The 25,981-nt window shown below is 67.8% G+C and carries 26 protein-coding genes, 2 tRNA genes and 1 pseudogene; 18 read left to right on the forward strand and 11 right to left on the reverse strand.

Translation table 11 applies throughout. The features are described from left to right. Window positions 1-129: 129 nt before the first annotated feature. Window positions 130-204, reverse strand: a tRNA-Ile gene (locus tag Q0916_RS08680). Between the two features lie 71 nt (window positions 205-275). Further along, window positions 276-899: an FxsA family protein gene (locus Q0916_RS08685; RefSeq protein WP_299236644.1), complete on the reverse strand. Its 624-nt coding sequence runs from the start codon at window positions 897-899 to the stop codon at window positions 276-278. 85 nt (window positions 900-984) lie between these two features. On the opposite strand from Q0916_RS08685, the gene gpmI reads away from it, so the two are divergent. Both gpmI and Q0916_RS08695 read left to right on the forward strand, forming a co-directional pair. Beyond that, entirely contained in the window at window positions 985-2,514 is a 1,530-nt protein-coding gene (gene gpmI / locus Q0916_RS08690) for a 2,3-bisphosphoglycerate-independent phosphoglycerate mutase (protein ID WP_299236646.1), read from the forward strand. Further along, a complete protein-coding gene (locus Q0916_RS08695; protein WP_299236648.1) occupies window positions 2,511-3,098 on the forward strand; it encodes an alpha/beta hydrolase in 588 nt (195 codons plus the stop codon). The genes gpmI and Q0916_RS08695 overlap by 4 nt, the downstream gene beginning before the upstream one ends. Before the next feature lie 33 nt (window positions 3,099-3,131). Here the strand turns inward: Q0916_RS08695 and Q0916_RS08700 are convergent, their stop codons facing one another. Beyond that, window positions 3,132-3,461: a hypothetical protein gene (locus tag Q0916_RS08700; RefSeq protein WP_299236650.1), complete on the reverse strand. Its 330-nt coding sequence runs from the start codon at window positions 3,459-3,461 to the stop codon at window positions 3,132-3,134. 82 nt (window positions 3,462-3,543) lie between these two features. On the opposite strand from Q0916_RS08700, the gene Q0916_RS08705 reads away from it, so the two are divergent. The 9 genes from Q0916_RS08705 (at window position 3,544) to Q0916_RS08745 (ending at window position 13,233) form a co-directional block, all read left to right on the forward strand. Continuing rightward, window positions 3,544-4,461: an A/G-specific adenine glycosylase gene (locus Q0916_RS08705; protein WP_299236652.1), complete on the forward strand. Its 918-nt coding sequence runs from the start codon at window positions 3,544-3,546 to the stop codon at window positions 4,459-4,461. Window positions 4,462-4,518: 57 nt separating this feature from the next. Continuing rightward, a complete protein-coding gene (locus Q0916_RS08710) occupies window positions 4,519-5,100 on the forward strand; it encodes an NADPH-dependent FMN reductase (RefSeq protein ID WP_299236654.1) in 582 nt (193 codons plus the stop codon). 45 nt (window positions 5,101-5,145) lie between these two features. Beyond that, window positions 5,146-7,320 (forward strand): OB-fold nucleic acid binding domain-containing protein, encoded by a 2,175-nt coding sequence (locus Q0916_RS08715; protein ID WP_299236656.1) that lies wholly within the window; start codon window positions 5,146-5,148, stop codon window positions 7,318-7,320. A gap of 72 nt (window positions 7,321-7,392) precedes the next feature. Further along, complete coding sequence (locus Q0916_RS08720) at window positions 7,393-9,057, forward strand: tRNA uridine(34) 5-carboxymethylaminomethyl modification radical SAM/GNAT enzyme Elp3 (RefSeq protein WP_299236658.1); 1,665 nt, start codon at window positions 7,393-7,395, stop codon at window positions 9,055-9,057. A gap of 63 nt (window positions 9,058-9,120) precedes the next feature. Then, window positions 9,121-9,816, forward strand: a complete 696-nt coding sequence (locus Q0916_RS08725) for an MBL fold metallo-hydrolase (RefSeq protein WP_299236660.1) — start codon at window positions 9,121-9,123, stop codon at window positions 9,814-9,816. Between the two features lie 38 nt (window positions 9,817-9,854). Next, window positions 9,855-10,331: a YbaK/EbsC family protein gene (locus Q0916_RS08730; RefSeq protein WP_299236662.1), complete on the forward strand. Its 477-nt coding sequence runs from the start codon at window positions 9,855-9,857 to the stop codon at window positions 10,329-10,331. A gap of 114 nt (window positions 10,332-10,445) precedes the next feature. After that, entirely contained in the window at window positions 10,446-11,447 is a 1,002-nt protein-coding gene (locus Q0916_RS08735; RefSeq protein ID WP_299236664.1) for a metal ABC transporter substrate-binding protein, read from the forward strand. After that, window positions 11,447-12,184: a metal ABC transporter ATP-binding protein gene (locus Q0916_RS08740; protein WP_299236666.1), complete on the forward strand. Its 738-nt coding sequence runs from the start codon at window positions 11,447-11,449 to the stop codon at window positions 12,182-12,184. The genes Q0916_RS08735 and Q0916_RS08740 overlap by 1 nt, the downstream gene beginning before the upstream one ends. A gap of 14 nt (window positions 12,185-12,198) precedes the next feature. Beyond that, window positions 12,199-13,233 carry a metal ABC transporter permease gene (locus Q0916_RS08745; RefSeq protein ID WP_299236669.1) on the forward strand — a complete coding sequence of 345 codons (1,035 nt, stop codon included), beginning with the start codon at window positions 12,199-12,201 and terminating at the stop codon, window positions 13,231-13,233. A gap of 70 nt (window positions 13,234-13,303) precedes the next feature. Here Q0916_RS08745 and trxA read toward each other — a convergent pair whose 3' ends face one another. Further along, complete coding sequence (trxA, locus tag Q0916_RS08750; RefSeq protein WP_299236671.1) at window positions 13,304-13,693, reverse strand: thioredoxin; 390 nt, start codon at window positions 13,691-13,693, stop codon at window positions 13,304-13,306. 125 nt (window positions 13,694-13,818) lie between these two features. On the opposite strand from trxA, the gene Q0916_RS08755 reads away from it, so the two are divergent. Continuing rightward, on the forward strand, window positions 13,819-14,106 hold the full coding sequence (locus Q0916_RS08755; protein WP_299236673.1) for a PRC-barrel domain-containing protein: 288 nt from the start codon (window positions 13,819-13,821) through the stop codon (window positions 14,104-14,106). Here Q0916_RS08755 and Q0916_RS08760 read toward each other — a convergent pair. Further along, window positions 14,103-15,557 (reverse strand): DHH family phosphoesterase, encoded by a 1,455-nt coding sequence (locus tag Q0916_RS08760; protein WP_299236675.1) that lies wholly within the window; start codon window positions 15,555-15,557, stop codon window positions 14,103-14,105. The two genes, Q0916_RS08755 and Q0916_RS08760, sit on opposite strands and share 4 nt — an antisense overlap. A 121-nt stretch (window positions 15,558-15,678) precedes the next feature. On the opposite strand from Q0916_RS08760, the gene Q0916_RS08765 reads away from it, so the two are divergent. Next, a tRNA-Lys gene (locus Q0916_RS08765) sits at window positions 15,679-15,752 on the forward strand. A gap of 216 nt (window positions 15,753-15,968) precedes the next feature. Here Q0916_RS08765 and Q0916_RS08770 read toward each other — a convergent pair. Then, window positions 15,969-16,859 (reverse strand): coiled-coil protein, encoded by an 891-nt coding sequence (locus Q0916_RS08770; RefSeq protein WP_299236677.1) that lies wholly within the window; start codon window positions 16,857-16,859, stop codon window positions 15,969-15,971. Between the two features lie 276 nt (window positions 16,860-17,135). Here Q0916_RS08770 and Q0916_RS08775 point away from each other — a divergent pair, with 276 nt between their 5' ends. Together Q0916_RS08775 and Q0916_RS08780 are read left to right on the forward strand one after the other, a co-directional pair. Further along, window positions 17,136-17,552 carry a DUF371 domain-containing protein gene (locus Q0916_RS08775; RefSeq protein WP_299236679.1) on the forward strand — a complete coding sequence of 139 codons (417 nt, stop codon included), beginning with the start codon at window positions 17,136-17,138 and terminating at the stop codon, window positions 17,550-17,552. 53 nt (window positions 17,553-17,605) lie between these two features. Continuing rightward, window positions 17,606-18,556, forward strand: a complete 951-nt coding sequence (locus Q0916_RS08780) for an endonuclease III domain-containing protein (protein WP_299236680.1) — start codon at window positions 17,606-17,608, stop codon at window positions 18,554-18,556. A gap of 327 nt (window positions 18,557-18,883) precedes the next feature. Here the strand turns inward: Q0916_RS08780 and Q0916_RS08785 are convergent, their stop codons facing one another. Together Q0916_RS08785 and Q0916_RS08790 are read right to left on the reverse strand one after the other, a co-directional pair. Continuing rightward, window positions 18,884-19,609, reverse strand: coding sequence for a hypothetical protein (locus tag Q0916_RS08785; protein WP_299236682.1), 726 nt, complete (start codon window positions 19,607-19,609; stop codon window positions 18,884-18,886). Beyond that, window positions 19,602-19,883, reverse strand: a complete 282-nt coding sequence (locus Q0916_RS08790) for a hypothetical protein (RefSeq protein ID WP_299236684.1) — start codon at window positions 19,881-19,883, stop codon at window positions 19,602-19,604. Before Q0916_RS08790 ends, Q0916_RS08785 begins: the two co-directional genes overlap by 8 nt. 532 nt (window positions 19,884-20,415) lie before the next feature. Here Q0916_RS08790 and Q0916_RS08795 point away from each other — a divergent pair. Further along, a pseudogene (locus Q0916_RS08795) lies at window positions 20,416-20,598 on the forward strand (endonuclease III); the annotation flags it as partial. 67 nt (window positions 20,599-20,665) lie between these two features. Further along, window positions 20,666-22,165, forward strand: coding sequence for a DUF790 family protein (locus Q0916_RS08800; RefSeq protein ID WP_299236685.1), 1,500 nt, complete (start codon window positions 20,666-20,668; stop codon window positions 22,163-22,165). 57 nt (window positions 22,166-22,222) lie between these two features. Here Q0916_RS08800 and Q0916_RS08805 read toward each other — a convergent pair whose 3' ends face one another. The 3 genes from Q0916_RS08805 to Q0916_RS08815 all read right to left on the reverse strand — a co-directional run bounded on the left by Q0916_RS08805 (window position 22,223) and on the right by Q0916_RS08815 (window position 25,113). Next, on the reverse strand, window positions 22,223-23,593 hold the full coding sequence (locus tag Q0916_RS08805) for a dihydroorotase (RefSeq protein WP_299236686.1): 1,371 nt from the start codon (window positions 23,591-23,593) through the stop codon (window positions 22,223-22,225). Window positions 23,594-23,698: 105 nt separating this feature from the next. After that, a complete protein-coding gene (locus tag Q0916_RS08810) occupies window positions 23,699-24,205 on the reverse strand; it encodes a DUF7122 family protein (protein ID WP_299236688.1) in 507 nt (168 codons plus the stop codon). Beyond that, a complete protein-coding gene (locus Q0916_RS08815) occupies window positions 24,202-25,113 on the reverse strand; it encodes an RsmB/NOP family class I SAM-dependent RNA methyltransferase (RefSeq protein WP_299236690.1) in 912 nt (303 codons plus the stop codon). Before Q0916_RS08815 ends, Q0916_RS08810 begins: the two co-directional genes overlap by 4 nt. A 102-nt stretch (window positions 25,114-25,215) precedes the next feature. Here Q0916_RS08815 and Q0916_RS08820 point away from each other — a divergent pair, with 102 nt between their 5' ends. Next, the gene (locus Q0916_RS08820; protein WP_299236692.1) at window positions 25,216-25,956 is read left to right on the forward strand and encodes a proteasome assembly chaperone family protein; all 741 of its coding nucleotides are present in this window, start codon (window positions 25,216-25,218) and stop codon (window positions 25,954-25,956) included. Window positions 25,957-25,981 lie beyond the last annotated feature (25 nt).

Genomic DNA, 25,981 nt, shown 5'->3' on the forward strand with positions numbered 1-25,981 from the left:
GCCGTTTCGGATCTCCGGCCCCGACGGACGGCACGGACGGCTCTCGGAAGCGTCGTGCCGTCCGAAATGAAACGCCAACGGGAGTGTGCCCACCGATCCCGGACGGCCGAAGACCGTTCGGGAACCGAGTGGGCCAACTCGGATTTGAACCGAGGACCTCCCGGTTATCAGCCGAGCGCTCATACCTAGCTGAGCTATTGGCCCTGTGTTGGCGCGTTTCAGCGTTGCGCCGTGCGTCGTTTAAACGTTTCTTTTCGACCGTCGACGCCGGCGGACTACCGGCGGTCGAACTCCTCGCCCTCGTCGGGTTCTCCCCGCCGACCGCCGGAGTCGTCGCTGACGTCCTCGAACTCGTACTGCCGTTCGTCCATCTCGACCGTGTCGGTCCCGCTCGACCCGCCCGGGGTCGCCCCGTCGGAACCCGGGCCGCCGGGAAAGCCACCGTCGAACCCGTCGTCGTCGCCGCCCGGGAACCCCCCGACGTACACGTTTCCGGTCGCGAACCCGCCGGTCTGCCCGTCGAGAAACGGCGTCACGACGTACCGCTTGACGGCGATCCGGATCGGGTACCGCGTCGGCGGGACGACCAACACCAGGCCGAGCAGGTCCGTGATGAGCCCCGGCGTGAGCATCAACGCGCCGGCGACGAGGAGCAGTGCGCCGTCGAGGAGTTCGTCCGTCGGCGCCGAGCCCTGCGCGAGTTTGTGCTGTATCTTCCGGACGGTGTGTCTGCCCTCCGCGCGGACCAAAAGCAGCCCCAAGAGCGCGGTCACCACGACAACGGCGACGGTCGCGGCGGGGCCGATCGACACCGGCCCGAGCCCGGTCGCCAAGACGACGAGCAACAGCACGTCGACGAGGGGGACGAGCAGCAGAACGCCGATTGCCCGCAGTTGCATACCCGCGAGTACCGGTGGATGCGGGAAAACCCTTCCGAGACCGGAAGCGATACCGCCTTAGGCGGGCGGCCGCTTCGGGTAGCCGATGGAAGCAGCGCTAGTGATCCTCGACGGCTGGGGGCTCGGCGACGGGGGCCCCGGGGACGCGGTATCGGCCGCCGACACGCCGGTCTTCGACGGTCTCCGCGCGGCGGCGGCGTCCGGGACGTTGCGAACGCACGGCCGGGCGGTCGGCCTCCCCGACGGACAGATGGGAAACAGCGAGGTCGGCCACCTCAACATCGGGGCCGGACGGGTCCTCAAGCAGGACTCGACCCGGATCACCGACGACATCGACGCGGGCACCTTCGCCGACAATCCGGCCATCGCGGAGACGATGGCGGCGGCCGACCGCAACGGCGGGACGGTCCACTTCGCGGGCCTTCTCAGCGACGGCGGCGTCCACTCCTACCAGTCGCACCTCCACGCGCTCATCGAAACGGCCGCGGATCGCGGCGTCGACGCCGTGACCCACGCGTTCACAGACGGCAGAGACACCCCGCCGGACGGCGGGACCGGCTACGCTGCCGAACTGCGATCCGTCGTCGAACGCCACGGAACCGGCCGCGTCGCGACGGTCGTCGGCCGCTACTACGCGATGGACCGCGACCGGAACTGGGACCGGACAAAGCGGGCCTACGACGCCGTCGTCGACCGGGCGGCGCCCCACGAGGCCGACTCGGCGCGGGCGGCCATCGAAGCCGCCTACGACCGCGGCGAGACCGACGAGTACGTCGAACCGACGCTCGTCCGCGGCCCCGGCGACGCCGAGGAGCCGGCCCTCTCGGAGGGCGACGCCGTCGTCTGTTTCAACTTCCGCGCCGATCGGGTCCGGCAACTCGTCCGCATGCTCGCCGACATCGACCCGGAGTGGCCCTTCGACACCGATCCCCCTGACGTCGAGGTGGTCACGATGACCGAGTACGACGAGCGCTTCGGGTTGCCGGTCGCCTACCCGCCGATCGAGCCCGAGCGGACGCTCGGCGAGGCGCTCTCGGCCGCCGGACTCACCCAGCTCCGGGCGGCCGAATCGGAGAAGTACGCCCACGTCACGTACTTCCTGAACGGCGGCCGGGAGGTCGCCTTCGACGGCGAGCGCCGCGAGATCGTTCCGAGCCCGGACGTGGCGACCTACGATGAACGACCGGAGATGTCGGCCCCGGAACTGACCGACGCCGTCCTCGAGGCGATCGACGCCGGCGCCGTCGATGTCCTCGTCTGCAACTACGCCAACCCGGATATGGTGGGCCACACGGGCGAGTTCGACGCCGCCGTCGCGGCGGTCGAGGCCGTCGACTGCCAACTCGGCCGGCTCCGAGAGGCCGTCACAAACGCCGGGGGCGATCTCCTCGTTACCGCCGACCACGGCAACGCCGACGACATGGGAACGCCGGAGGCCCCCCACACCGCCCACACGACGAACCCGGTCCCGTTCGTGTACGCGACGCCGGAGGGCACCGACGGCGGCCTGTCGGTCCGCTCCGGCGGGGCGCTCGCCGACGTCGCGCCGACGCTTCTGTCTCTCATCGGCGTCGACATCCCGGCGGCGATGACCGGCGAGAGGCTACTCCGATGAGCGAGGCGGTCGTCGTCCCGTCGGACCGGGACGTCCGCGGGACACTCGATCGGCCCGACAGCGAGCGCTGTATCGTCGCCTGCCCGCCCCACCCCCAGATGGGCGGCAGCCGATCGGACAAGCGGCTCCGCGCCGTCAGCGACGCCGTCGGCTGTGCGTGTCTCCGCTTCGACTACGGCCCCTGGGACGACGGCTACGGCGAACTCGCCGACGCGCGCGACGCCTTCGCGTGGGCCGGCGAGCGCTACGAGCGCGTCGGGCTGTTCGGATACAGCTTCGGCGGCTGTCTCGCCTTGCTCGCGGCGGCCCGCGAGTCGGTCGCCGGGACGCCGCCGGGGTCCGTCGCCGCTCTGTCGCCGGCGGCCCGCCTCGCACCCGACCTCGACGCCGTTTCGGCGATCGACGACATCGACTGTCCGATCGCGGTCGTCTACGGCGAGCGCGACACGACCGTCGATGCCGAGGCGGTGGCCGATCGGGTCCGCGAGCGCGGCGGGGACGTGTCCGTGCTGAGTGCGGATCACCACTTCGTCGGTCAGACCCGCGCCGCCGCCGAGGCGATCGCGGCGTTGTTTTCGGCGTGATTCAGGCCGGAACCGACCGACGAGGGAGGCCGGTCAGAACTGATAGCGGCGCGCGTTGTCGTCGTTTCCGCCGACGAGATCGGTCCCGCCCGTCATCTCGTCGAAGGTCACGCCCGAAAGGTACTCCTCGTAGGTCACGTCGTACCCGCTTCGGAGGTGAAAATCGAGGTTGCCGGTGTCGACGGCGGTCTGAAACAGCATGTGGATCGCCCGCCGGACCAGTTCGTCGGTCCCGTCGGGGTCGTACGCGCTTTCGAGCATCGCGAGTTCGTTCCGCGTCTCGCCGTCGAGCGCGACGGTCATCTCCCCGCCGAGGTCGGCGTAGGTGCCCTCGATGTCGTCCGAGAGGTCCTCGAGTCCCATACGACCCGTGCGGTTCGTCGGCGGAAATCGGTTTCGTTCGCCGACCGTCACACACAAACGAGCGTCGGCGGTACGGTGAGACATGACCGACGCGGCCGGGGCGCTCCCCGAGGACCTCCCCGCGGTCCGGGAGGCGCTCGTCGAGTGGTACGAGGCCGGCCACCGGGAGTTCCCGTGGCGCGAGACGGAGGACCCCTACCGGATACTCGTCTCGGAGGTGATGAGCCAACAGACCCAACTCGGTCGGGTCGAGACGGCGTGGCGGGAGTTCCTCGAGGAGTGGCCGACAGTCGAGGCGCTCGCGGCCGCCGACCGGGCCGACGTGGTCGGGTTCTGGACGGAGCACTCCCTCGGGTACAACAACCGGGCGAGGTACCTCCACGAGGCCGCCACCCAGGTCCTCGAGGACCACGACGGTGCGTTCCCCCGGTCGCCGGAGGGACTCGAGGAGCTGATGGGCGTCGGCCCCTACACCGCCGACGCCGTCGCCTCCTTCGCGTTCAACGAGGGCGGCGCTGTCGTCGACACGAACGTCGAACGCGTGCTGTACCGCGCCTTCGACACCGAGGACGACGCCGACGACTTCGAGGACGTCGCCGCCGAACTCATGCCGGCCGGAGAGTCCCGAATTTGGAACAACGCGATCATGGAACTCGGCGGCGTCGCCTGCGGGAAGACGCCCCGGTGCGACGAGGAGGGGTGTCCGTGGCGCGGGTGGTGTCACGCCTACGCGACCGGCGATTTCACCGCGCCCGATGTCCCGACACAGCCGAGCTTCGAGGGCTCCCGCCGCCAGATGCGCGGCCGGGTCGTCTCGGCGCTGACCGAGTACGGCGAACTCACCCTCGACGAACTCGGCCCCCGCGTCCGGGTCGATTACGCGCCCGACGGCGAGTACGGCCGAACGTGGCTCCGGGAACTGGCGGGCGATCTCTCCGCGGACGGGCTGCTTGAGATGTCCGAACGCGACGGCGAAACGGTCGTGCGGCTTCAGGAGTAACCCGGCGTTCGGGTCGGTATGCGGTACTGTTTTCCGTCCGTTCGCGTAGTACCCCGCATGGACCGAACCCGCGTGACGGCCGTCGTCGGCAGCCTCCGCGACGGGAGCTACACGCGACCCGCCTGCCGCCGCGCGCTCGACGCGGCCGCCGCCTTCGACGGCGTCGAGACGGACCTCGTGGACCTGCGGGAGCTGTCGCTTCCCGTCTACGACGCCGACGCCGCCGACGCCGGCGACGCGTCGGTGCTGAAATCCCGCGTGCGAAGCGCCGACTCGGTCGTCCTCGGCTCCCCGGTGTACCACGGGTCGTACGCCGCGCCGTTGAAAAACGCCCTCGACTACTGCGGCTTCGACGAGTTCGAAAAGACGACCGTCGGTCTCCTGTGTGTCGCCGGCGGTTCCTTTCCGACGACGACGCTCGATCACCTCCGGTCGGTCGGTCGGGCCCTCGACGCGTGGGTGCTCCCGCATCAGGTCGCCATCCCGCGGGCGCGAACCAGCTTCGAGGACGGCGAGATCACCGACGAGGAGGTCGCAAACCGCGTCGATACCCTCGGACGGCGGGCCGTCGAGTACGCGGCGATCGAACCGGACCCCGAGACCATCGAGTCGACGCAGAACGTCGGCGCCGAGGACTGATAGATTCCGACAACCGTTTTAAGCCCCGACTGTTGAGTTCCGGTAATGGGAAGCTGTATCATTTGCGGCACGTCGACCGATGGACCGATCTGCGACGTCCATCAGGAAGATGTCGTCTTCGAGTTCGAAGGTAACGACCCCTCACAACTGACGTCCGGACGCTTCTACCGCGGCACCGTCGACGGCTACGCCGACTTCGGCGTGTTCATCAACATCGGGAACGTGACCGGGCTCCTCCACCGGAGCAAACTGGACCGACGCCTCGAGAGCCTCGAGTGGGAGGTCGGCGACGACATCTGCGTCCAGGTGAACAACGTCCGCGACAACGGCGACATCGACCTCGACTCCTCGATCCGACAGTCCGCCGAGGACTTCCGTGGGAGGCTCGTCCAGACGCCCGACGGCGATCGGCTCCCGGACGCCGCGAACGAAGCCACCGAGGGCGGTGGTACGGGAAACGGGAGCGGTGAGGCCGACTCCGGAACGGCCTCAAGCGCGGCCCGAACGGACGCCGACACCGGCCCGGTCCATGATTCCGATCCCGATCCCGACCCCGAACCGGAACCGGATCCGAACCCCGCCCCGGAGTCAGGACCGTCAGAAGACGCCGGCTCCGACCCGGCGGCGGACGAGACCGACCCCGCCGGGAGCGCCGACACCGGCACTGACACTCACAGCGACACCGACGCTGACGCGGACACCGCTACTGCCGCCGAGGCTGAGACCGACGCCGACATCGGTCGCGTCACGGTCGAGAGCCTGAGCGACCGCGTCGGCGAGACGGTCCGACTCGAGGGCCGGGTCGCCTCCGCCCGACAGACGTCCGGGCCGACTGTCTTCGAACTCAGAGATGAGACCGGGATCGTCGACTGTGCGGCGTTCGTCGAGGCCGGCGTCCGGGCGTACCCGGAGGTCGAGGCCGACGACGTCGTCCGACTGGACGGCGAGGTCCGCGTCCGGCGCGAAGAGATACAGATCGAGACCGGATCGCTCGTGACGCTCGAGGGCGAGGCGCTCGCGGCCGTCGAGTCCCGCATGGACGCCGCCCTCGACGACCGGGCCGGCCCCGAGCGCGTCGAGGCCCTCGCCGACGACCCGGCCATCGAGGACGCCCTCGAGGGGATCGGCGCCGTCGCGACCCGGATCAGGCGTGCGGTCATCGAGTCCCGCCCGATCGTCGTTCGGCACGACGCGACCGCCGACGGGTACGTCGCCGGCGCGGCGATCGAACGGGCCGTCCTCCCGCTCGTGGAGGCCGAGCACAACTCGGCCGACGCGGTGTACCACTACTTCGATCGCCGGCCGCTCGAGGAGGGTGTCTACGACATGAACGACGCGACGAAAGACGTCACGCGGATGCTCGGCGACCGCGAGCGCCACGACGAGAAGCTCCCGCTTTTCGTCTTCGCCGCCGCCGGATCGACCGCGGCGTCGATGGACGGCCTCGAGTTGCTCGAGATCTACGACGCGCCGCGGGTGGTCCTCGACGGACGGCCCGCCGACGACGCGGTCGTCGCGGAGATCGACTCCCTCCTTGCCGTGGCCGACCGGACGGCGGCGACGGTCGCGGCGACGGTCGCGGCCGCGGTCAACGACGACGTCCGCGGCGATCTGGCTCACCTCCCGGCGATCAGCTACTGGGCGGACGTTCCGGACGCCTACGCGGCGCTCGCCTCGGAGGCCGGCGTCGACGCCGCCGCGGCGAAGCGACTCCGCGAGGCGATCGCCCTCGAGGCGTTCTACCAGTCCTACGAGGACAAACGACAGCTCGTCATCGACCTGCTGTTCGAAAAGCGGACCGGGCTCGCCGAGCAGGTCTCCGAGCAGTTCGTCACGAAACTCGAGGCCGAACTCGACACCGCCGAGCCGAACGCGGAGGAGCGGACGATCGACGGCACGACGGTCACCGTCCTGGACACCGAGGCGTACACCCACACGTACGACTTCCCGCCGACCCGACTGCTGCTCGACGAGCTGTCCCGGCGGCTCGACTCGGCGGCGGTCGTCGGCCTCGGGACGGACGAGGTGCACATCCGCTCGGACGTCGCCTTCGATCTCGACGCCGTCGGCGCGTCCGTCTCGGCGGCGGTGCCGGCCGCGAGCGTCTCGAACCCCGGGAGTCGGGAACCGAAACTGGAGTTCCTCGCCGGCGAGCGCGAGGCGGTCACCGACGCGGTCGTCGAGGCGGTCGCCGAAGTGGTCGCCGCGCCCTCGGCGTGAGGCCCCGTCCTCGATTACCTTCGCCCCCGACCGCTATCCATTTCCCGCCGCGTCACGTTACACCGGTAGCGAATGAGCACCGACGCCGATCCGACCGAGTCAGAAGCGTTCGAACGCGTCTGTGAGTCGCTCGTGTCTGCGATCCTCGCCGGCGACGTCGACCGCGACGACCTCGAACGCGCCAAGATGGACGCCTGCCGGGAGCACTCGGCGCCGAAGGTCCCGAAGAACACCGAGTTGCTCGATTACGCTCCGGCCGATCGACGCGAGGAACTGGAGTCGGTGCTCCGACGGAAGCCGGTCCGGACGGCGTCTGGCGTCTCGCCCGTTGCGATCATGACGTCGCCGCACATGTGCCCGCACGGCAAGTGCCTGTACTGTCCCGGCGGCCCCGCCTCCGAGTTCTCCTCCTCGCAGAGCTACACCGGCCACGAACCGGCGGCCGCCCGGGGCGTCCAAAACGAGTACGACCCCTACGGGCAGGTGACGCTGCGGTTGCACCAACTGCGGGAGATCGGCCACCCGGTCGACAAGGTCGAACTCATCGTCATGGGCGGGACGATGACCGCCCGGAGCCACGACTACCAGGAGTGGTTCGTCAAGCGCGCCTTGCAGGCGCTGAACGACTACGATCTTGAGGCGCCGCCGGCACCGAGCGAATCGGAGTCGTTCAAACCGGCCCCCGAGGAGACGGAGTTTCGGTACCTCGAGGACGTCATCGCCGAACACGAGACCGCGGCGATCCGCAACATCGGGACGACCTTCGAGACGAAACCCGACTGGTGTGACCCCGAGCAGATCGACCGGATGTTGGCCCTCGGCGGGACGAAAGTCGAGGTCGGCGTCCAGACGACCTACGAGCGGATCAACCGCGAGATGCACCGGGGTCACGGCGTCGAGGCGTCGATCGACGCGAACCGGCGGCTCCGTGATGCGGCGTTCAAAGTCGGGTTCCACATGATGCCCGGTCAGCCGGGGATGTCCGAGGAGATGTGTCTTCAGGACTTCCGGGAGCTCTTCGAGTCCCCGACGTGGCGGCCGGACTACCTCAAGATCTACCCGACGCTCGTCGTCCGCGACACGATCACCTACGACATGTGGCGCCGCGGCGAGTACGAGCCGCTGACAAACGAGGAGGCGGCCGAACTCGTCGCCGAGATCAAATCGATGATCCCCCGCTACACGCGGCTTCAGCGGGTCCAACGCGACATCCCCGCCGACTTCATCGACGCCGGCGTCTGGAAGTCGAACCTCAGGCAGCTCGCCCGCAAGCGCATGGACGAACACGGCTGGTCGTGCGAGTGCATCCGCTGTCGGGAGGTCGGCATGAACGACGCCGAGCCCGGGACCGTCGAGTTGGATACGATGCGCTACGAGGCGGCCAACGGCACGGAGCACTTCATCTCCTTCGAGGACTTCGAGAAGGACCTGCTCGTCGGGTTCTGTCGGCTCCGGTTTCCAGACGACCCGGTCCGGGCCGAACTTGAGGACGCGGCGCTGGTCCGGGAACTGCACGTGTACGGAAGCGAGGTCGGCGTCGGCGAGGACGGATCGGGGGACGGCGACCACCAGCACCGCGGGTACGGCCGGCGGCTCCTCGCGGAGGCGGAGCGGCTGGCCCGCGAGGCCGGCTACCGGAAGCTCTCCGTTATCTCCGGGATCGGCGTCCGCCAGTACTACCGCGAGAAGCTCGGGTACCACCAGGACGGCCCGTACGTCTCGAAACGGCTGGTCTGACCCGACCGCGGCCCCGCCGACCCGACGCGGTACGGTCAAGAGGGTCGCGGCGAAAACGGGCGTATGGCGCGCGAGATCGCCGACGGCGTCTGGCTTCTCGACGTCGCGTGGCCGGAGCCGATCGGCGCGAACGCGTACCTCGTCGACGACGGCGAGGTGACACTCGTCGACGCGGGCGTCCCGGTTCCCCGCCGGCCGTTGGCCGGGGAGATCCGCGCGACGGGCCACTCGGTGTCGGCGCTCGATCGCGTGCTGTTGACGCACTACGACATCGATCACGTCGGGGGGTTGGCGCGGATCGACGCGGACGTTCCGACGCACCTCGGCCGGGCCGATCTCCGTCTCGTCAGGCGGTCGTGGTCGCCGCCGTGGCGGCATCACAAGGGCGCGTTCCACCGGATCGTCCGCCGGGTGTACTCCCTTTCGGATACGGACCTCCGGGGCGTCGACGACGGCGACCGGATCGGCGGGTTCGAGGCGTTTCACACCCCCGGGCACAACCCCGGCCACACCGTCTTTTTGCACCCGGCCTCCGGGACCGCGCTGCTCGGTGACCTCGTCTGGAGCACCGACGAGGGGCTCCTCGCGCCGCCGTGGTTCGACTCCTACGACACCGCCCGGATCACCCGCAGCATCGCCCGGATCGCGGGCGAGTCCTTCGAGATCGCCTGCCCGGGGCACGGTCCGCCGCTCGCGGGCGGGGCAGCGGCGGCGCTCGCGGAGTTTGCCGCCGTCCCCGGGGACGGCCCCCGGCCGTGACCGTGGGGTTCAAGCGTTCGACCGACCTCACGGCGTTTATGCACCCGCGGGCAGCGGAGTTCGCACGGCGCGTCAGCGAGGAGCACGGGACCGAGATCGACGTCCACGAGTTCCCCGAGGGGACCAAAACCGCGGCCGACGCGGCCGAGGCGGTCGGGTGCTCGGTCGCACAGATCGCGAGCGGGATCGTCCTCTCGGCCGACGGCGACCTCGTCGTCTCGGTGACGAGCGGCGCGAACCGGGCCGACGAGGCGAAGATCGCCGAGTTGGTCGGCGTCGATCCGGCGGCGGTGTCGATGGCCGGCGCCGACGAGATCAAGCGAACGCTCGGGTGGTCGATCGGCGGTGTGCCGCCGTTCTGCTACGACGCGCCGGTGCCGGTGTTTCTCGACGAGACGCTCACCGACTTCGAGGAGGTGTGGGCCGCCGCCGGAACGCCCGAGGCCGTCTTCCCGATCGATCCGGACACCCTCGCGGCCCTCGCCGACGCGATCGTCGCGGACGTCCGCCAGTAGTCCGGCGATCGGAACGGGCCAGACGCCCCGGGGCGTCGCACCCGCGACGCGTTATTATCTTCTCCCGCGTTCGATGGGAAAGTTATTATATCGTAGGCACATATTGTGAAACAGATGGGACTCACCAGACGTCAGGCGCTTTCGGCGGCCGCGGCGGCAGGCGCTGCCGGAGCGACGGCCGGCTGTCTCGGCGGATCGGCCAGCGAAGCCGACCCCGCCCCGGGCGATACGACCGCCCGCTCCTCGTTTTTCGTCTTCGGCGACGTCACGGACCGCGTCGCCGGCGACGCCGCGACGAGCGACCTCCTCGTGCCGATCGGACAGCACGGCCACGGGTGGGAACCGGGGCCGCGGGTCCGCGAGGACGTCCGCCGCTCGGAGCTGTTCGTCCACGGGATGGAGGGGTTCCAGCCGTGGACGGACGCCATCCGCCGGGACCTCCGGGCCGACGGGACGGACGTGACCACCGTCGACATCAGCGCCGACGTCTCGCTGATCGGGACCGGCGAGCACGCGAGCGACGGCCACGATCACGACCACGAGCATAGCCACGACGGCGAGGGCGGCGACAGCGACGGCGGGACGCCCGACCCGCACTTCTGGATGGACCCACTCCGGACGCGGGACGCGGCCGAAACCGTTCGCGCCGCGCTCGCCGATGTCGACCCGGACAACGCCGAGGCCTACGCCGAGAACGCCGCGGCCTTCGGCGCCGACCTCGAGGCGCTCCACGAGCGGATCGAGTCCGTCGTGGCGGCCGCGTCGAACGACGTCATCCTGGTCGCCGGACACGACTCCTTCGGGTACTTCGCCGACCGCTACGGCGTCACCGTCGAGTCGCTCACCGACGTCTCCCCCGACGACCGCCCGACGACGCGCGACATCGAGCGCGCACAACAGCTCATCGACACCCACGACCTCCGGTACATCTGCGCCGATCCGCTCGAACCCCAGGAGGCGGCCGAGCAGTTGGCAAGCGAGACCGGCGTCGAGGGGGTGTTGCCGCTCACGGCGATGCCCGGCCTGACGGAGGCCTGGAGCGACGACGGGTGGGGCTACGTCTCGATCATGGAAACCGTCAATCTCCCCTCGGTAGAACGCACACTGAACGCATAATGGCCGCGATCGAACTCGAGGACGTCACGTTCGGGTACGGCGAACAGCCCGTCGTCGAGTCGGTCTCGCTCGACGTCGCCGCGGGGGAGTTCCTCGGCCTCGTCGGCCCGAACGGGTCGGGGAAGACGACGCTTCTGCGGCTGGTAATCGGCCTCGAAACGCCCGACAGCGGGGCGGTTCGGCTGTTCGGCGATCCGGCCCACGAGTTCGCGGACGGCGAGCGGATCGGATACGTCCCACAGGACGTGACGAGCGCGAAAAACCAGATGCCCGTCACCGTCGAGGAGGTCGTCCGGATGGGCCGCTACCCCCACCGATGGATCGGCGGGTTCAGCGACGAGGACCGCCGCTCGGTCCGGGCGGCGATCGAACGCGTCGGGATCGGCGATCTCGCGGACAGACGCGTCGGCCGCCTCTCTGGCGGACAGCGACAGCGCGTGTTCATCGCGCGCGCGCTCGCCGGCGAGGCGGACCTGCTCGCGCTCGACGAACCGACCGTCGGCGTCGACGCCGAGTCGCGGGAGGCGTTCTACCGGCTGTTGCACGAACTGAACGACGAGGGGCTCACGATCGTCCTCATCGAACACGACATCGGCGTCGTAACGACCCATGCCTCCGAGATCGCCTGTCTCAACCGGACGCTGTTTTTCCACGGCGACCCGGACGCCTTCGTCGAGACGGACGCGCTCGCAAACGCCTACGGGGGCGGCCAGCGCGTCGTCCACCACGACCACTGACACAGGGAACACGGATGCACTCACCCACACACGCGGCGGCTCCACCGCACGCGCTCGCCGGCGTCCCGAGTCGGCTCTCCGAGGCGGTCCTCGAGGGGCTCTGGGGGACCGCGATGGACGCCCTCGCCCGGGCGAGCGGCGTCGAGATGCTCGGGTTCCCGTTCATGCAGCGGGCCTACCTCGCGGCCGTCTGCGTCGCGCTCATCGGCCCGCTCGTCGGGGTGTTTCTCGTCCACCGCGAGATGTCGATGATCGGCGACACGCTCGCGCACTCGGCGTTCGCCGGCGTCGCGGCGGGGCTGTTCGTGAACTCGCTTTTCGCGGTGACGGTCCCGCCGCTGCTGGCGGCGCTTGTCGTCGCGGCCGTCGCCGCGCTGCTCGTCCAGACGCTCGTCGATTACGCCGGCGCGTACCGCGACACGTCGCTCGCGATCGTGCTGACCGGCTCCTTCGCCGTCGGAAGCGTCCTGATCACGGCGACGGACGGCGGGATCGCCGTCGGGATCAACGCCTACCTCTTCGGCTCGCTCGCGACGGTCTCGGAGACGAACGCCGCGCTTCTCGTTGCGATGACCGCCGTCGTCGCCGCCGTCGTCGCGGCGGCCTACCGGCCGCTTTTGTACGTGACCTTCGACGAGGTCGGCGCCCGCGCCGCGGGGCTTGACGTCGCCCGCTACAACCGGCTGCTCGCGGTGTTGACCGCGGTCGTGGTCGTCGGCGCGATGCAGATCATGGGCGTGATCCTCGTCGCCGCCATGCTCGTCGTCCCGGTCGCCGCATCAACGTCGGTGACCGGATTCAAGCGGTCGGTCGCGGCTGCAATCGCCGCCGGCCAGTTCGCCACCATCGCCGGCGTAACGGCGTCGTACTGGTACGACGTCGCCGCGGGCGGGACGATTGTCCTCGTCGCGATCGGGGTGTACCTCGCCGCCGAAACGCGGGACCGACTCCGGTCTCGGTCGAGCGGATCGGGGAGAAAAACGGACGACAGTCCGACGCCTCGAACGGCCGTTTCGGCTGACGGCGGCGACGAGGCGGACCCGGAGTGACGTCGCCGAACCGTAACCGACCGCTGAGCCGGGGCGGATGTGTCGCGGGTCGCGGATCGTCCCGGGCCGATCACCGGACGGCTTGGACCTTCTCCAACAGCGTCGGCTTGTCCTGTACGCCGACCATCCGATCGCTGATTTCCCCGTCGTCGAAGAGGTACACCGTCGGCACGCCCTGCACCTGGTACTCGGCGGCGAGGTCCTGGTGGGCGTCGATGTCGACTTTCAGCACGGCCGCGTCGGTCTCGGCCGCGATCTCCGCGACGGTCGGAGCGAGCATCTTACAGGGACCGCACCAGTCGGCGTAGAAATCGACGAGCGCGACGCCGTGTTTCCCGAGGAGCTCCGCCAGGTGATCGGCCCCCTCGACGTGGATCGGCTCGTCCGGGGCGCCCGTCCGTTCGGCCAGTTTCTCCCGTTTTCGCTCGCGGATGCGCTCGATGTCCTCAGAGTCGCTCATACGCACGTGTAGGTCGGATGTCGGATTAACTCCTTCGGGGCTGTGCGATCCCTGCGTCACCCGCGCTCCGAACCCCGCAGAGAGCCACCGACAACAGTTAAGGGGAGCCGATACGACCGCCCGCCATGGAGACGGAGCCCACACCCCAGGAGATCACCTCCCTCGTCGGCCGCGAAGTGTACTCGAACAGCGGCGTCTTCGTCGGCGAGATCGAGGACATCCGCCTCGACCTACAGGAGGAGGCGGTCACCGGCCTCGCGCTCGGAAAAATAAACCGCGAACTCTTCGGCGCCCGCGTCCCGGCATCCGAGGGCGTCATCGTCCCGTACCGCTGGGTCAGAGCGGTCGGGGACGTCGTCCTCATCAACGACATCGTCGAACGGCTCCGCGACGCCGAGGGCGACGAGGACTAGCTCCCGTTGGATCCGTCCCCGCTCCCGCCCTCGACGCCCAGCGCCTCGAAGAGCTTCGATCGGACCGCCTGCTCGGTCAACTCCAGCAGCGTCTCTCTGTTGTCGCCGGTCGTTTCGAGCCCGGTGAATATCCCCAGCGGGATCTCCGCCGAGGCGTCCGTCGAGTGCCCCAGGACCTCGCCGATCTCCTCGAAGGCGTCCTGAAGCACGTTGCCGATGTCGATCCGGATGTCCTTCGAGCGCGCGGCGAGATAGATCGTGTTGTCGGCGATGGCGAACACCGCCGACGTCGTGATGCCCTCGAGGTTCAGGAGGTGTTGGGCGGCCTGCGAGAGGGCGTCCCGATCGCGGATGAACCCCGCGTTCGACACCAGATGCGACCCCTTCACCTCGCGGTTCCGGATCGCCTCGGCGAGCACGTCGAGCGTCTCGGGGCTCATCGAGGGCGACTCGACCTGCTCGAGCGTGTCGTGGTTCGCAAAGGGGTACAGATACGCCGCCGCCGTCAGGTCCGCCGGCGTCGTGTCCCGCTTGAAATCGAGCGTCTCCACGCGGATGCCGTACAGAAGCGCCGTCGCAACCTCCTCGGTGAGGCTGAGATCGAGCTCCTGGATGTACTTCGTGAGTATCGTCGACGTCGAGGAGACGTTCGACCGGACGTCGCTGAACTCGGCCCCGTACTCGACCTCGGGCTCGAAGTGGTCGATGAGGATGTCGACGGTGGCGTCGGTCACCGGATCGGTCGCCTTCGCGCAGTCGACGAGCGCGAGCGTGTCGTACCCGTCGATGTCGACATCGCCGAAGGGGACCAGATCGATGCCGAGGAGGTTCACGAACGCGCGGTCCTCCTGGTGGCCGATCTCGCCCTCATAAAGGATGTCCGCCTCGACGTCTCTGGACTCGGCGATCGCCTGCAGCGCGACCGCCGACGCGATGGAGTCCGGCCCCGGCGAGCGGTGTGCGAGGACCGCAAGCGACTCGCCGCGGTCGATGATCTCGGCCAATTGCGTGGTCTTGTACTCGAGTTCGCCCTGTTCGAGGGCCCTGAGCGCCGAATCCGCGATCACCGCCGAGGGGTTTATGACGACGTCCGCCCCGGCCTGTTTGAGCTCGTCCGCCGTGACGGGATCGGAGGCGCGGACGACGAGAAACCGCTTTCCCTCGCGCCCCCTGAGGTGCTCGACGGCGGCTTTGTTCGCGTCGATGTCCGACGAGAGGACGAGAACGACGTCCCGGTCGGCGATCGCCTCCGCCGCGGCGGGCTCTCTGATATCGGCCGTTCGGGCGTCGAGGTCCTGGTCCCTGAGCGCCTCGACGCGGCTCTCGTCGCGGTCGAGGATGAGAACGTCCCGTCCCTCATCGACGAGCTCTTCCGCGACGGCGTGGCCGACGCTCCCACAGCCGAGGATCGCGTACGTCGACATCGAGGCCATCGAGATGGCGGTGCTCATGCTGTCCGCGACGACGGACGGCGGACACTTAATACGCCCGTACCGTTCTGCGCCGTCGCCGTCCCCCGATCCCGGCGGGGAACGCAACCTATTTCAGTCGACCGACGGTACGGTTGTTTGTGGGCCGATAGCTCAGTCAGGGAGAGCATCTGGCTCTTAACCAGACGGTCGGGGGTTCAAATCCCCCTCGGCCCGTTTTTTGCGGGAAACCCGTATCATAAAAAGAAGCGTCGCTTTCCGCCCGGAGCCCTGCGCCCGCTCCGACCCGAGGCCGTCGGTCGCGCACGTCGCGACGTCGAGCCACTCGTCGGCTCCCGCGATCAGGTGCATCCGGTTCTCGGGTCTCGATCGACGCCGCTCGAGGCTATCGCGTGCTCGCGGGACGAACCGCCCTAAAACAGAGTCGATCCGCTATAGCTTGCCGGCCTTCTGCAGCTTCATCAGGTCCTCGGTGTCGAGGGTCTCGCCGTCCTTGAACTGCTGGTAGATCTCCTCGGCCTCCTCCTTTGCGGCCTCGCGCTCCTCGGCGCGGCCCTCCTCGCGCTGCTCTTCTTCCTCCTTGTCGAGTTCGCGGAGCCGCTTTTGGACGCGGACGAAGTCCTCGTGGTGGCGGTCGGCGGCCTCCTGGGCCTCGACGAACTTGTCGTGCCACTCGTCGGCCTCGTCGCGGATGTCGTCGGCCTCCCGGTAGGCCTCGATCATCTGGTTGTGGTGCTCTTGGGCCTGATCGGCCAGTTCGGTCACCTTCTGGTGGTGTTTCGACGCCTCCGCACGGACCTCCTGGGCCTCGGCTTTGATCTCCTCGAGGTCGCCGCCCTGATCGAGCTTCTCCTTGCGCTCGGAGAGCTTCTCGCGTTTGTTCTCGATCTTCTCGATGAGTTCGCGCTCGTCGTCGCTCGAGAGAACCTCCGTCTGCTGTTTGAACTCGAGTTCCTCGATCTCCTCTTTGAGTTTGTCGACGCTTTTGCCCTCGTTCAGCTCGAGGTCGTCCTTGAGTTCGTCGACCTCATCGAAGAGCTCGTTGGCCTTCGCGTTGAGTTCGTTCCGGCTCTCTTTGTGCTCTTGGACCTTCTCGTTGAGCTCGTCGCGCTTCTCGCGGTGTTCCTGGGCCTCGTCGACCTTCTCTCGCGTCTTCGCGTTGAACTCATCGCGCTTGGAGGCGCGCTCGGAGGCCATCTGGTTCAGCTCGTTGCGCCGGTCGCGGAGCTGCCCGGCCTTCTTTATGAGCTGGCCCTTCGATTTGTTCTCGAGATCGTCTTCTGTCAGTTCTACGTTGTCGGATTCGTCGATTGACTCTGCCATGGTTGTTCACGTTACTCCATTACCGCTCCGGCCGCGGACAGCAACCGCTGCTGAAACGTCGGTCGCCGTATAAGCAAGGTTCCCTGTCATTCTGGTCCGCTGACGATGCTGCCGAACGCCGGACGCGTTCTGGTACGTGGTGATACATCGTTTCCATATTTAAATCCTTTGGAGCCCGGGACCCGTGGAAACGCCTGCCATACCCGGATACGCCCGCCGGAGCGCCCGTTCGGAGTCCGCTCTGTTTAAGCCGACGAGCGACGGTGAACACGGTATATGCGACAACGCGTGCGGGCGAGCGGCCACGAGAACGTCACCGCCGAACACGCGAGCACGTTCGAGTTCACGAGCGACGACTGGCTGACGCCGGCCGGCGACTGCATCCTCGGCGTCGAGGCGGAGCCGGTCCCGGCCGGCTTCGACGACGCCTTCGTGAGCGCCTGTCGGTCCGCCGACGCCGCGATCACCGCGACGGTCCGCGTCGGCGGCGCCGAACAGACGATCCGGGGGCGCGGCCACCCGGAGTTGCGCTTCGAGAGCGACCGCAGCATGGTGTGTCGGACGAGCGAGTACGTCGACGACCGGACGGTCATGATCGACGCCGAGGCCGCTGCGGCAGACGTCGACCGCGGGATCGTCGCCGAACTGGCCGCGGGCGCGACCGTCGAGTGCGTGCTCGAGGTCGATCGCTGAGCGTCCGGTTCGTCGGTGGACAGCGTTTTGCCACGATCGCCCGTAGGGTCGGCATGGACGAAGAGCCGACGGAGAACATCTCTGGAGGCGTCTCCGGCGGCGGAACGGCCGCCGCGTTCGACCCCGCCACCGCCGGGACGCGCGCCGAGGCGGTCGTCGACCGCCTGGGCGAACGCTACTGGCGAAAGCGCTACGGCGGCCGCGACGGCTTCGAGTGTCTCGTTCGGACGATCCTCAGCCAGAACACCTCGGACAAGGCGAGCCAGCCGGCCCACGACGCGTTGATCGACCGGTACGGGTCCGACGAGGCCGACGGCAACGGCGACCTCGCGGCGGCGCTCGCCGACGCCGCACGGCCCGAACTCGCGGAGACCATCTCGACGGCAGGGCTGTACAACCGGAAATCGGAGCGGATCATCGCCATCGCTGAGGACGTCCTCGCGGAGTACGGCGGGGCCGAGGGGTTCGACCGGTTCGTCCGCGAGGGCGACCCCGAGACCGTCCGCGACACGCTGCTCGAGATGGACGGCGTGGGGCCGAAGACAGCCGACTGCGTGTTGCTCTTCGCGGGCGGCCGCGGCGGCGTCTTCCCCGTCGACACTCACGTCCACCGCATCGCCCGCCGGATGGGGCTGGCCGACGCCGATGCCGACCACGAGGCCGTCCGCGCGGCGCTCGAAGCCGCCGTCCCGGCCGAAAAATGCGGCTTCGGCAATGATAAGCTACGATTATGCTATACAAAGGGCGAGAAAGACGGCTTCAATAATGGTGGGGAATACGTCGTTGACGGTGAGAAAACTTGGTTCACTCACGGTGGTGTGCCTGCCGAGAAATGTGGTTTCGGCCATACCGCTATGATTCAATTCGGGCGCGAATATTGTACGGCACGGAACCCCGCCTGCCTCGACGGGCCTGAAGCCTGTCCCCTATCCGATTTATGCGACAGGGTAGGGGTAGATATAGAATCAGGTGAAGCTGTTGACCCTGCTGAAACGGTGGGATAAATCAACAATAATTGCTGATACTTTCACAGTACTCAGAGTATCACTTCCAGCTAATTCCCAGAGGACCGGCCATTTGCTCGATTATCGAGACTCCCCACGGACGCTCTGAGACTGCTAACATCGTGCGTTTCAAGCCTCTTATCAGGCCTCGGGATTTGGGCCAATTAACTAACCGAGCGAATCAAACTTTCTCTGGCGGGTTGCGTAGTCGCTGGCCTGAACCTCACTCTGAGAATACTGAGGAGCTATCCGGTGAAGCTCTGGAAACGGAGATGAGCAAGTGGCTTTGGGGTAAACGAGATACTGACCCATGGCTTGACCGAAGGCTCAGATACTTTCACTAATCTGCGCTACACCATATTCCGCAGAGGTTGACTGTTCACTAATTACCTCTCCGTCTACAAGAATTTGCACTGTGAGGGTTCCAGACCCATCGTCTTGTTTTTGGGCATTGCCTGAGACAATACTCGCACCGTTGTCTACTGGTAGGTGACTATCACCTTGGCCCGAGATACTACGTTGTCCGCTCTCAGTACCTAATGCACCCTGCCAGCTTCCACTGTAGAGTATATTGAAGCTTACGTATTGAGAAGATTCCTCCCCGAGTTCCTGATGCGATTTCTCTACACCATCTATAAAATAGGTTAATGTAAGGAAGCCATTTTGTACTTCGTCAAATGCCACTTCCGATAATTCATTCCCGTCAAACAGGTCTAACGTTACTTCAGCAGTCTCACCGCCTGCTATTGAGACACTCCGTTCGTCAGAATATTCCCCGTACAGTCCATCGGGGCCAATTCCAACATTTACCGACACAGTAGGATTTGATTCTTCTTCCCCTGTATTTTCGACAGTGAGGGTAGAAGTTGTGACGCTACCACTGTTGCCGATCTCGTTGTCCGTAATCGTCAGACTGTCTGCTTCGGAGTTACCACCGTCGCCACCCCCATCACTGCTACCGCTATCACTCGAACAACCTGCCAGTGCAGTCACCCCGAGTGACGAGACACAGGCGAGAAACGTTCGTCTATCATATTCTACCACCTCAGGCATCGCCCATACCCGAGGGTGATTCCTCACCACGGAAGCCAGCCATCAATTCCTTCAGAATCTCTTGGTTGTCTGCCGCCATCCGTTCTCCGAGACTGCGTTTTCGGACTAATGAGAAGATGACCGGAACAAGCTTGAGCATGATGTTTGAGTACATCCAGACCATAGGTCGAACGAAAAAGCCAGACAGCGGTATCCTTCCAGCCCCTTCACCCATAGAATAAGCCAACTCCCGGCGTTCATCACCTGCGAAAACCATGTCCGAGTCTTCACTCATACCTGATGGTTGAGTACGTGGTATATAAATGGGCGGGTAAAATACAACCAGTTTAATCCAGAAATGGGTTAATCTATCTGTCAGTGAATCATGGGAATCGAAGTATAACAGCATACTGCAGACACGATTAGCGGTCCTTCGTCCCTATAGCGTCTCCCTCAGGGCATAGGCACCCAACGGTCGCCGTCGCCTTACGGTGGTTGGCGGAACGAGTGTATCGGGGCGTGAGGGGCGACGTGAGGCGCGTCACAGGCTCCCGAAACCTATGCCTCTTGCGGGCCACGTCGTCCACCATGTCGCTTGAGGCGCTTGCCTCTGCCCCACCCGTGCGACTTGAGTCATCGGATAGCTCATTCCCGACGGCGGCCTCAATGAGTCATGTCATTGAGCCATGTTCTTCGGCGGCGGCGTCCCATCTCTCCTTGCGCTCCTTTGGTACTCTGACGTTCACCTGCTTCATGTCGCCCATTGTAGATTGAGCTACCCAGGCCACCTACTCCGGTGCTATCATTAATATAGCGTACGAAGCCCCAAGTCCAACTTCGGGCACACGGCGATGATACAGTTCGGCCGCGAGTACTGTTCGGCCCGCAGGCCGGCCTGTCTCGAGGACCCCGACGCCTGCCCGATGGCCGACGTCTGCGATCAACTCGGCGTGTACCCGGAGACGGGCGAGGTCCTCGACCCCGCCGAAGCGCCCGCCGACGGGGGGTGACGCCCGCGGACGCCTCAGGGCCGCGGCGACGCGGAATACTGTTGATCGTGCGCTCACAAGACCGCGCATGCTCACGAAGGACCTCCTCCGGGTCTCGCGGGCCGGCGGCGGGTACCGCCCTCGGTTCAGCGACCCGGCCGACGAGCGGGTCGCCGCCCGCGTTATCGGCGCCTACCAGGGCCACGTCGGCCGGTCGCGTGCCGAACTCGACGCCGCGCTCACCGGGATCGAACGCGAGGCCGACGACTTCAAACTCGTCCGTGGGTTCGCGAAACTGCTCGAACGCGAGGCGACCTTCGAGACCCGCTCGCCGCTCGACCCGCGGCGGGCCAGGCGAGCCGCCTTCGAGGCGGCCGAACGCGTCGGGGTCGTCACCGCGGCCGAACGCGAGACCGCCCTCGAGTCGGCCGCCGAACGGCTCGAGGCCTCTGTCCGGGACGTCGAGTCGTCGCTCCTGGCCGACCTCGATCGAGCCGCCGTCCTCGCCGCCTTCGACACGGCCCACGACCCCGAGTCGCTCCGGCGGCAGTACGACCTCTCGCTCGCACAGACCGCACTGTTCGACGCGACCGAGGTCCGGATCAGGTCCTCGGACCCGAAGGCCCTGATCTCGGCGCTCAAGCGGCTCCGGCTCCTCTATGAGATCCGACGGGACGGGACCGAACGGACGGTTGTCGTCACCGGGCCGGACGCGCTGTTCCGGCGGACGCGGCGGTACGGAACGCGGTTCGGACGGCTCCTGCGGACGATCGCCGCCGCCGCGGAGTGGCGTTTGGAGGCGACGATCGACGACCGCGGGACCGAACGCACCCTGACGCTCGACAAGGGGGACGTCTCCGTCCCGGGGACGGATCCGGTCGAGGAGCTGTCCTTCGACAGCGGCGTCGAGTCCGATTTTTACGCCCGGTTTTCGGCGCTCGATCTCGACTGGACGCTCCGTAGGGAACCCGAGCCGCTGGCCGCCGGCGAGTACGCCGTCATCCCGGATTTCGCGCTCGAGTGGGACCACGGCGAGTTCCGGGTCTTCTTCGAGATCATGGGCTTTTGGACGCCCGAGTACGTCGAGACGAAGCTCTCGCGGTTCGCGGACCTCGAGGACGTCGCGCTGTTGGTCGCCTACGACGAGAGCCTCGGCGTCGGCGAGGCGATCGAGGACCTCGGGCACCGGGCGATCCCCTACAGCGGGACGGTCGGGCTGAAGGCCGTCCGGAACGCGCTCCGGCCCTACGAGGACGAACTCCGCGCGGCGAGTTCCGAGGCGCTCCCCGAGCGGCTCGCGCCGGCGGCGGACGTCATCAAAATTGAGGCGCTCGCCGAGCGCCACGGCGTTCCCGAGGAGGCCCTCGAGGCGGTCGCGTTCCCGGAGCACGAGCGGATCGGCCGAACCCTCGTCCGCCCGGGCGTGCTCTCGGCGGTCGATGCCGCCGTCGATCCCGGCCTGTCGCTGTCGGCACTCGAGGACGTACTCGACGAACACGGCCTCGAGGAGACGAGCGCCGTCGTCTCCGCGCTCGGCTACCGGATCGAGTGGGACGGGCTCAGCGGCGGCACGGTGCGCGAGAGGTGACGGCTCGGCCGGGCGCTCTCGGCGCGACGAGCGCCGAGGTCCCCGGACGCGCCGGCGTTAGGGGTTCGGCCGCGACAGGAACTCGGCGCGACCCTCCTCGCCGAGGACCTCGCCGTTGGCGTACACGACATCGCCGCGCGACATCGTCACCTCGGGGAAGACGAACTCCCGGCCCTCGAAGGGCGTGAAATCCGACTGATCGAGCGTCTCGGTCGCCCGGACCTCGGTCCGCTCCTCCGGGTCGACGACGATGACGTCGGCGTCGGCGCCGGGCCACAGGCCGCCCTTCCGCGGCGTCAACCCGTAGTGCTCGGCCGGGGCGTACGACGTCTTCTCGACGACCCGCGGCAGCGACATCGCGCCGTCGTCGAGCGCCGTCGTCACGAACAGCGGGAACCACGTCTGGAGGTTCGGAATGCCGACGGTCGCGTCCCAGATGTTGTCCTTGTGCTCCGTCGTGCAGGGGGCGTGATCGGAGCTGACGAACGCGAGGTCGTCGCGCCGGAGCCCCTCCCAGAGGGCGTCGTGTTCCGCGCTCGTCCGGAACGGCGGGTTCATCTTCGCGAGCATCCCGTGCTCGCGGGCGTCCTCCGTGAGGTGTTGGACCTGGATCTCGGCCGTGACCTCCGCGCGGGTCCGCGATTGGTTCCGCTGGAACGCGCGCATGCCTTTCTCGGAGCTCATGTGCACGAAGTGCACCGGCGCGCCGGTCTCGTCGGCGAAAAGCATCAGCCGGTTGATCGCGTCCGCCTCGAGGAAGTCCGGGCGGACCTCGTTCCACGTGTTGACGCTGTCGCCCTCGGCGCCCGCGTTGCGCATCTCGTCTTTGATCTCGAAGGAGGGCTCGACGTTCTCGGGGTGTACCAGCGCCTTCGCGCCGTACTCGTCGTCGATCGCCGCGACCTCCTCGAGCAGTTCGTACACGATCCCGTCGTCGATGCCGACGAGCGGTTCGACGACCTCCTCGCCGCGGTACGGCAAAAAGAGCTTGAACGACGTGATGCCCTCCTCCTCGACGAACGCCGGGACCTGCCGGACCTGCTCCATCGTGAACACCGCGGCGTGAAACGAGAAGTCCCCCAGAAAGTGCTCCTCCATCGCCGCGCGGAACGCCTCGTAGTTGCTCCGGAGTTCGCCGGGCGGACCGATCAGGAAGTTGATCACGCTCGTCACGCCGCCGGCGACGGCCGCCCGCCCGCCGTGTCGGGCCCCCACGTCGTAGTCCCAGTCGGGCCACTCGACGTGGACGTGCGGGTCGATCGCCCCGGGCATCACGAGCCGCCCCGTCGCGTCGATTCGCTCCTCGGCCGCGATATCGCCAAGTTCCGAGCCGACGCGATCGATCACGCCGTCGGTGACCGCCACGTCGGCGTCACTCCGGCCCTGTGCGGTGACGACCTCGCCGCCCTCGATAAGGGTGTCAACCATGCACCTCACGCGAAGGCGGCGAGAATAAACGTTGGGTCCCGTCCCGGCGGGCGCGTCCGCCGGGGTCGAGGGTCGGCGGCGTCCACGACCGGCCTCCGGGGCGTCTCAGAGCTCCCGTCGTCTCCCCTTCGGCATCTGCGATCGGAGTTCGCCGTGGACGTACAGCCCGACGCCGATCGGCTCGACCGCGCCGGCGATGTCGTGGGCGGCGATGAGATAGCCCCAGTCGCCGTCCCACCCGGGGTCCGTGTCCTCGCCGCGGAGGAAGGCCCTCGCGTCCGCGTCGTCCAGCCGGACGACGTTCCGCTCGGCGTCGGCGGCGAACCGCTGGACGGCGTCGGTCGTCGGCTTCCAGTGCTCCTGTCTGGTGCGCAGGAACGTCATCCCGAGCCCCTCGACGTCGGCAGGCGACTCGACCGCGTCGGCGAAGGCCCACACCTTCCCCGCGCCCTTCTCCCAGAACGTGTAGCCGTCGAACGTCCCCTCGTCTATCCCGAACCGCTCGACCCACCACCCGACGACGGCCTCCCTGCTCGGGCGGCCGGCGACCCGTCGCTCGGCGGCCGTCGGGGGGAGCCGATCGAACCGGCTCCCGTCGTTGCCGTCCGTCATCCCGTCACCTCCAGTTTCGCACAGAAGAACCCGCCGGTGTCGTTGAGATGCGGGTAGATCCGTTTTGCGAGACGCATCGATCCGTCGAACGTCTCGCCGTTCCACTCGGTGACGCCGGCGGCCGAGTCCACGGGCAGATCGAACCCGACGAGCCGGCACTCGCGGGTCTCGATCGCGTGCTGGAGGACGGCCTCGTTCTCCTCGGGGGCGAACGTACACGTCGAGTACACGACGGTCCCGCCCCGACGGGTGACCTCGATCGCCCGCCCGAGGATGCTCTTTTGGACGCCCGCGATCCCCTCGACGTGATCGAGCGACCACGACTCGATCGCGCCGGGGTTCTTGCGGACGGTGCCCTCACAGGAGCACGGGACGTCGACGAGGGCTCGATCGAATCTCCGCCCCGAGAACGGCTTCAGCGAGACGTTCCGCGCGTCCTGTCTGGTCACGACGAGATTCGACACGCCGCAGCGCTCGGCGTTCGAGCGCAGCGCCGAGATCCGCCCCAGGTCGTTGTCGTTGCCGACGAGCGCCCCGCGGTCGTCCATCAGCGCCGCCACCTGCGTCGTCTTGCTGCCGGGCGCGGCACAGCAATCGAAGACGCGCTCGCCGGGCCGCGGATCGAGCGCGAGGGCGGGCAGCGCCGACACCTCCTCTTGGCCGTACACCCACCCGTGGACGAACGGCCAGGAGTTGCCGGGCGACTCGCCGTCCTCCAAGCGGAACAGCCCCTCGTGCCACCCCACCCGATCGAACCCGACGCCGGCCTTCTTGAAGGCCCGCTCGACGCGTTCGGGGGTCGCTTTGATCCCGTTGACCCGGACGACGGAGGGCAGCGAGCGCCCGCAGGCCGCACGGAACGCGTCCGGGTCGTCGACGAGGGGTTCGTACCTCGAAAGCGGGTCCATACCGCCCGTCGGTCGCGCGGCGGTTTGTCGGTGTCGGTGTCGCTGTCGGCGCTCGCCGCCCGACCACACAGGCTTATTGTCGGCGGGCGTTCTGGCTCCGGTATGTCACGAGTGCAGATTCACGCCGACCACATCGACTTGGACGAACCGGTCCTTGTTGAGGGGCTTCCCGGAGCCGGCCTCGTCGGGAAGATCGCTGCCGACTACCTCGTCGAGACGCTCGAGATGGAGTGCTACGGCGCGTTCCACTGCGAGGGGCTGCCCCGCGTCGCCGTCTACGAGGGCGACTCCTCGGCGGTCCGGCCCCCAGTTCGGCTGTACGCCGACGAGGCGACCGACCTGGTGGTCCTCCAGAGCGACGTCCCGGTGTCGCCGACGCAGGCCAGCGAGTTCGCGGGCTGTGTCACCGGCTGGGTCGAGTCGAACGGCGCGTTCCCGCTGTACCTCAGCGGGCTCCCGGAGGACAAGACGGGCACGCCGGAGCTGTACGGCATCGCCACCGGCGACGCCGAGTCCACCCTCGACGACGCCGGGATCGTCCCGCCGCGCGGCGGCGGGATGGTCTCGGGGCCGACCGGCGCGCTGTTGCACCGCGCGACGGAGGTCGGTCTCGACGCGGTCGGTCTCATCGTCCAGACGGAGGCGCAGTTCCCGGACCCCGAGGCCGCGCGGACGATCCTCGTCCACGGCGTCGGGCCGATCGCGGGCGTCGAGATCGACACGGACCGGCTCGTCGAGCGCGCCGAGGAGATCCAGGAGGCCCGCGAGGAGCTCTCGGAGCAGCTCCAGGAGGTCGATTCCGACAAGAGCACGCAGGCCGAACGGATCCGCGGGTTCCAGTGAGCGCGTCCGACCCGACGGGGACCGC

Source organism: Natronomonas sp. (assembly GCF_028274965.1).
GTDB lineage: Archaea > Halobacteriota > Halobacteria > Halobacteriales > Haloarculaceae > Natronomonas.

Coding starts and splice junctions, on each gene's coding strand:
- Q0916_RS08685 (WP_299236644.1), bottom strand. CDS start 899: ATGCAACTGCGGGCAATCGGCGTTCTGCTGCTCGTCCCCCTCGTCGAC.
- gpmI (WP_299236646.1), top strand. CDS start 985: ATGGAAGCAGCGCTAGTGATCCTCGACGGCTGGGGGCTCGGCGACGGG.
- Q0916_RS08695 (WP_299236648.1), top strand. CDS start 2,511: ATGAGCGAGGCGGTCGTCGTCCCGTCGGACCGGGACGTCCGCGGGACA.
- Q0916_RS08700 (WP_299236650.1), bottom strand. CDS start 3,461: ATGGGACTCGAGGACCTCTCGGACGACATCGAGGGCACCTACGCCGAC.
- Q0916_RS08705 (WP_299236652.1), top strand. CDS start 3,544: ATGACCGACGCGGCCGGGGCGCTCCCCGAGGACCTCCCCGCGGTCCGG.
- Q0916_RS08710 (WP_299236654.1), top strand. CDS start 4,519: ATGGACCGAACCCGCGTGACGGCCGTCGTCGGCAGCCTCCGCGACGGG.
- Q0916_RS08715 (WP_299236656.1), top strand. CDS start 5,146: ATGGGAAGCTGTATCATTTGCGGCACGTCGACCGATGGACCGATCTGC.
- Q0916_RS08720 (WP_299236658.1), top strand. CDS start 7,393: ATGAGCACCGACGCCGATCCGACCGAGTCAGAAGCGTTCGAACGCGTC.
- Q0916_RS08725 (WP_299236660.1), top strand. CDS start 9,121: ATGGCGCGCGAGATCGCCGACGGCGTCTGGCTTCTCGACGTCGCGTGG.
- Q0916_RS08730 (WP_299236662.1), top strand. CDS start 9,855: ATGCACCCGCGGGCAGCGGAGTTCGCACGGCGCGTCAGCGAGGAGCAC.
- Q0916_RS08735 (WP_299236664.1), top strand. CDS start 10,446: ATGGGACTCACCAGACGTCAGGCGCTTTCGGCGGCCGCGGCGGCAGGC.
- Q0916_RS08740 (WP_299236666.1), top strand. CDS start 11,447: ATGGCCGCGATCGAACTCGAGGACGTCACGTTCGGGTACGGCGAACAG.
- Q0916_RS08745 (WP_299236669.1), top strand. CDS start 12,199: ATGCACTCACCCACACACGCGGCGGCTCCACCGCACGCGCTCGCCGGC.
- trxA (WP_299236671.1), bottom strand. CDS start 13,693: ATGAGCGACTCTGAGGACATCGAGCGCATCCGCGAGCGAAAACGGGAG.
- Q0916_RS08755 (WP_299236673.1), top strand. CDS start 13,819: ATGGAGACGGAGCCCACACCCCAGGAGATCACCTCCCTCGTCGGCCGC.
- Q0916_RS08760 (WP_299236675.1), bottom strand. CDS start 15,557: ATGAGCACCGCCATCTCGATGGCCTCGATGTCGACGTACGCGATCCTC.
- Q0916_RS08770 (WP_299236677.1), bottom strand. CDS start 16,859: ATGGCAGAGTCAATCGACGAATCCGACAACGTAGAACTGACAGAAGAC.
- Q0916_RS08775 (WP_299236679.1), top strand. CDS start 17,136: ATGCGACAACGCGTGCGGGCGAGCGGCCACGAGAACGTCACCGCCGAA.
- Q0916_RS08780 (WP_299236680.1), top strand. CDS start 17,606: ATGGACGAAGAGCCGACGGAGAACATCTCTGGAGGCGTCTCCGGCGGC.
- Q0916_RS08785 (WP_299236682.1), bottom strand. CDS start 19,609: ATGCCTGAGGTGGTAGAATATGATAGACGAACGTTTCTCGCCTGTGTC.
- Q0916_RS08790 (WP_299236684.1), bottom strand. CDS start 19,883: ATGAGTGAAGACTCGGACATGGTTTTCGCAGGTGATGAACGCCGGGAG.
- Q0916_RS08800 (WP_299236685.1), top strand. CDS start 20,666: ATGCTCACGAAGGACCTCCTCCGGGTCTCGCGGGCCGGCGGCGGGTAC.
- Q0916_RS08805 (WP_299236686.1), bottom strand. CDS start 23,593: ATGGTTGACACCCTTATCGAGGGCGGCGAGGTCGTCACCGCACAGGGC.
- Q0916_RS08810 (WP_299236688.1), bottom strand. CDS start 24,205: ATGACGGACGGCAACGACGGGAGCCGGTTCGATCGGCTCCCCCCGACG.
- Q0916_RS08815 (WP_299236690.1), bottom strand. CDS start 25,113: ATGGACCCGCTTTCGAGGTACGAACCCCTCGTCGACGACCCGGACGCG.
- Q0916_RS08820 (WP_299236692.1), top strand. CDS start 25,216: ATGTCACGAGTGCAGATTCACGCCGACCACATCGACTTGGACGAACCG.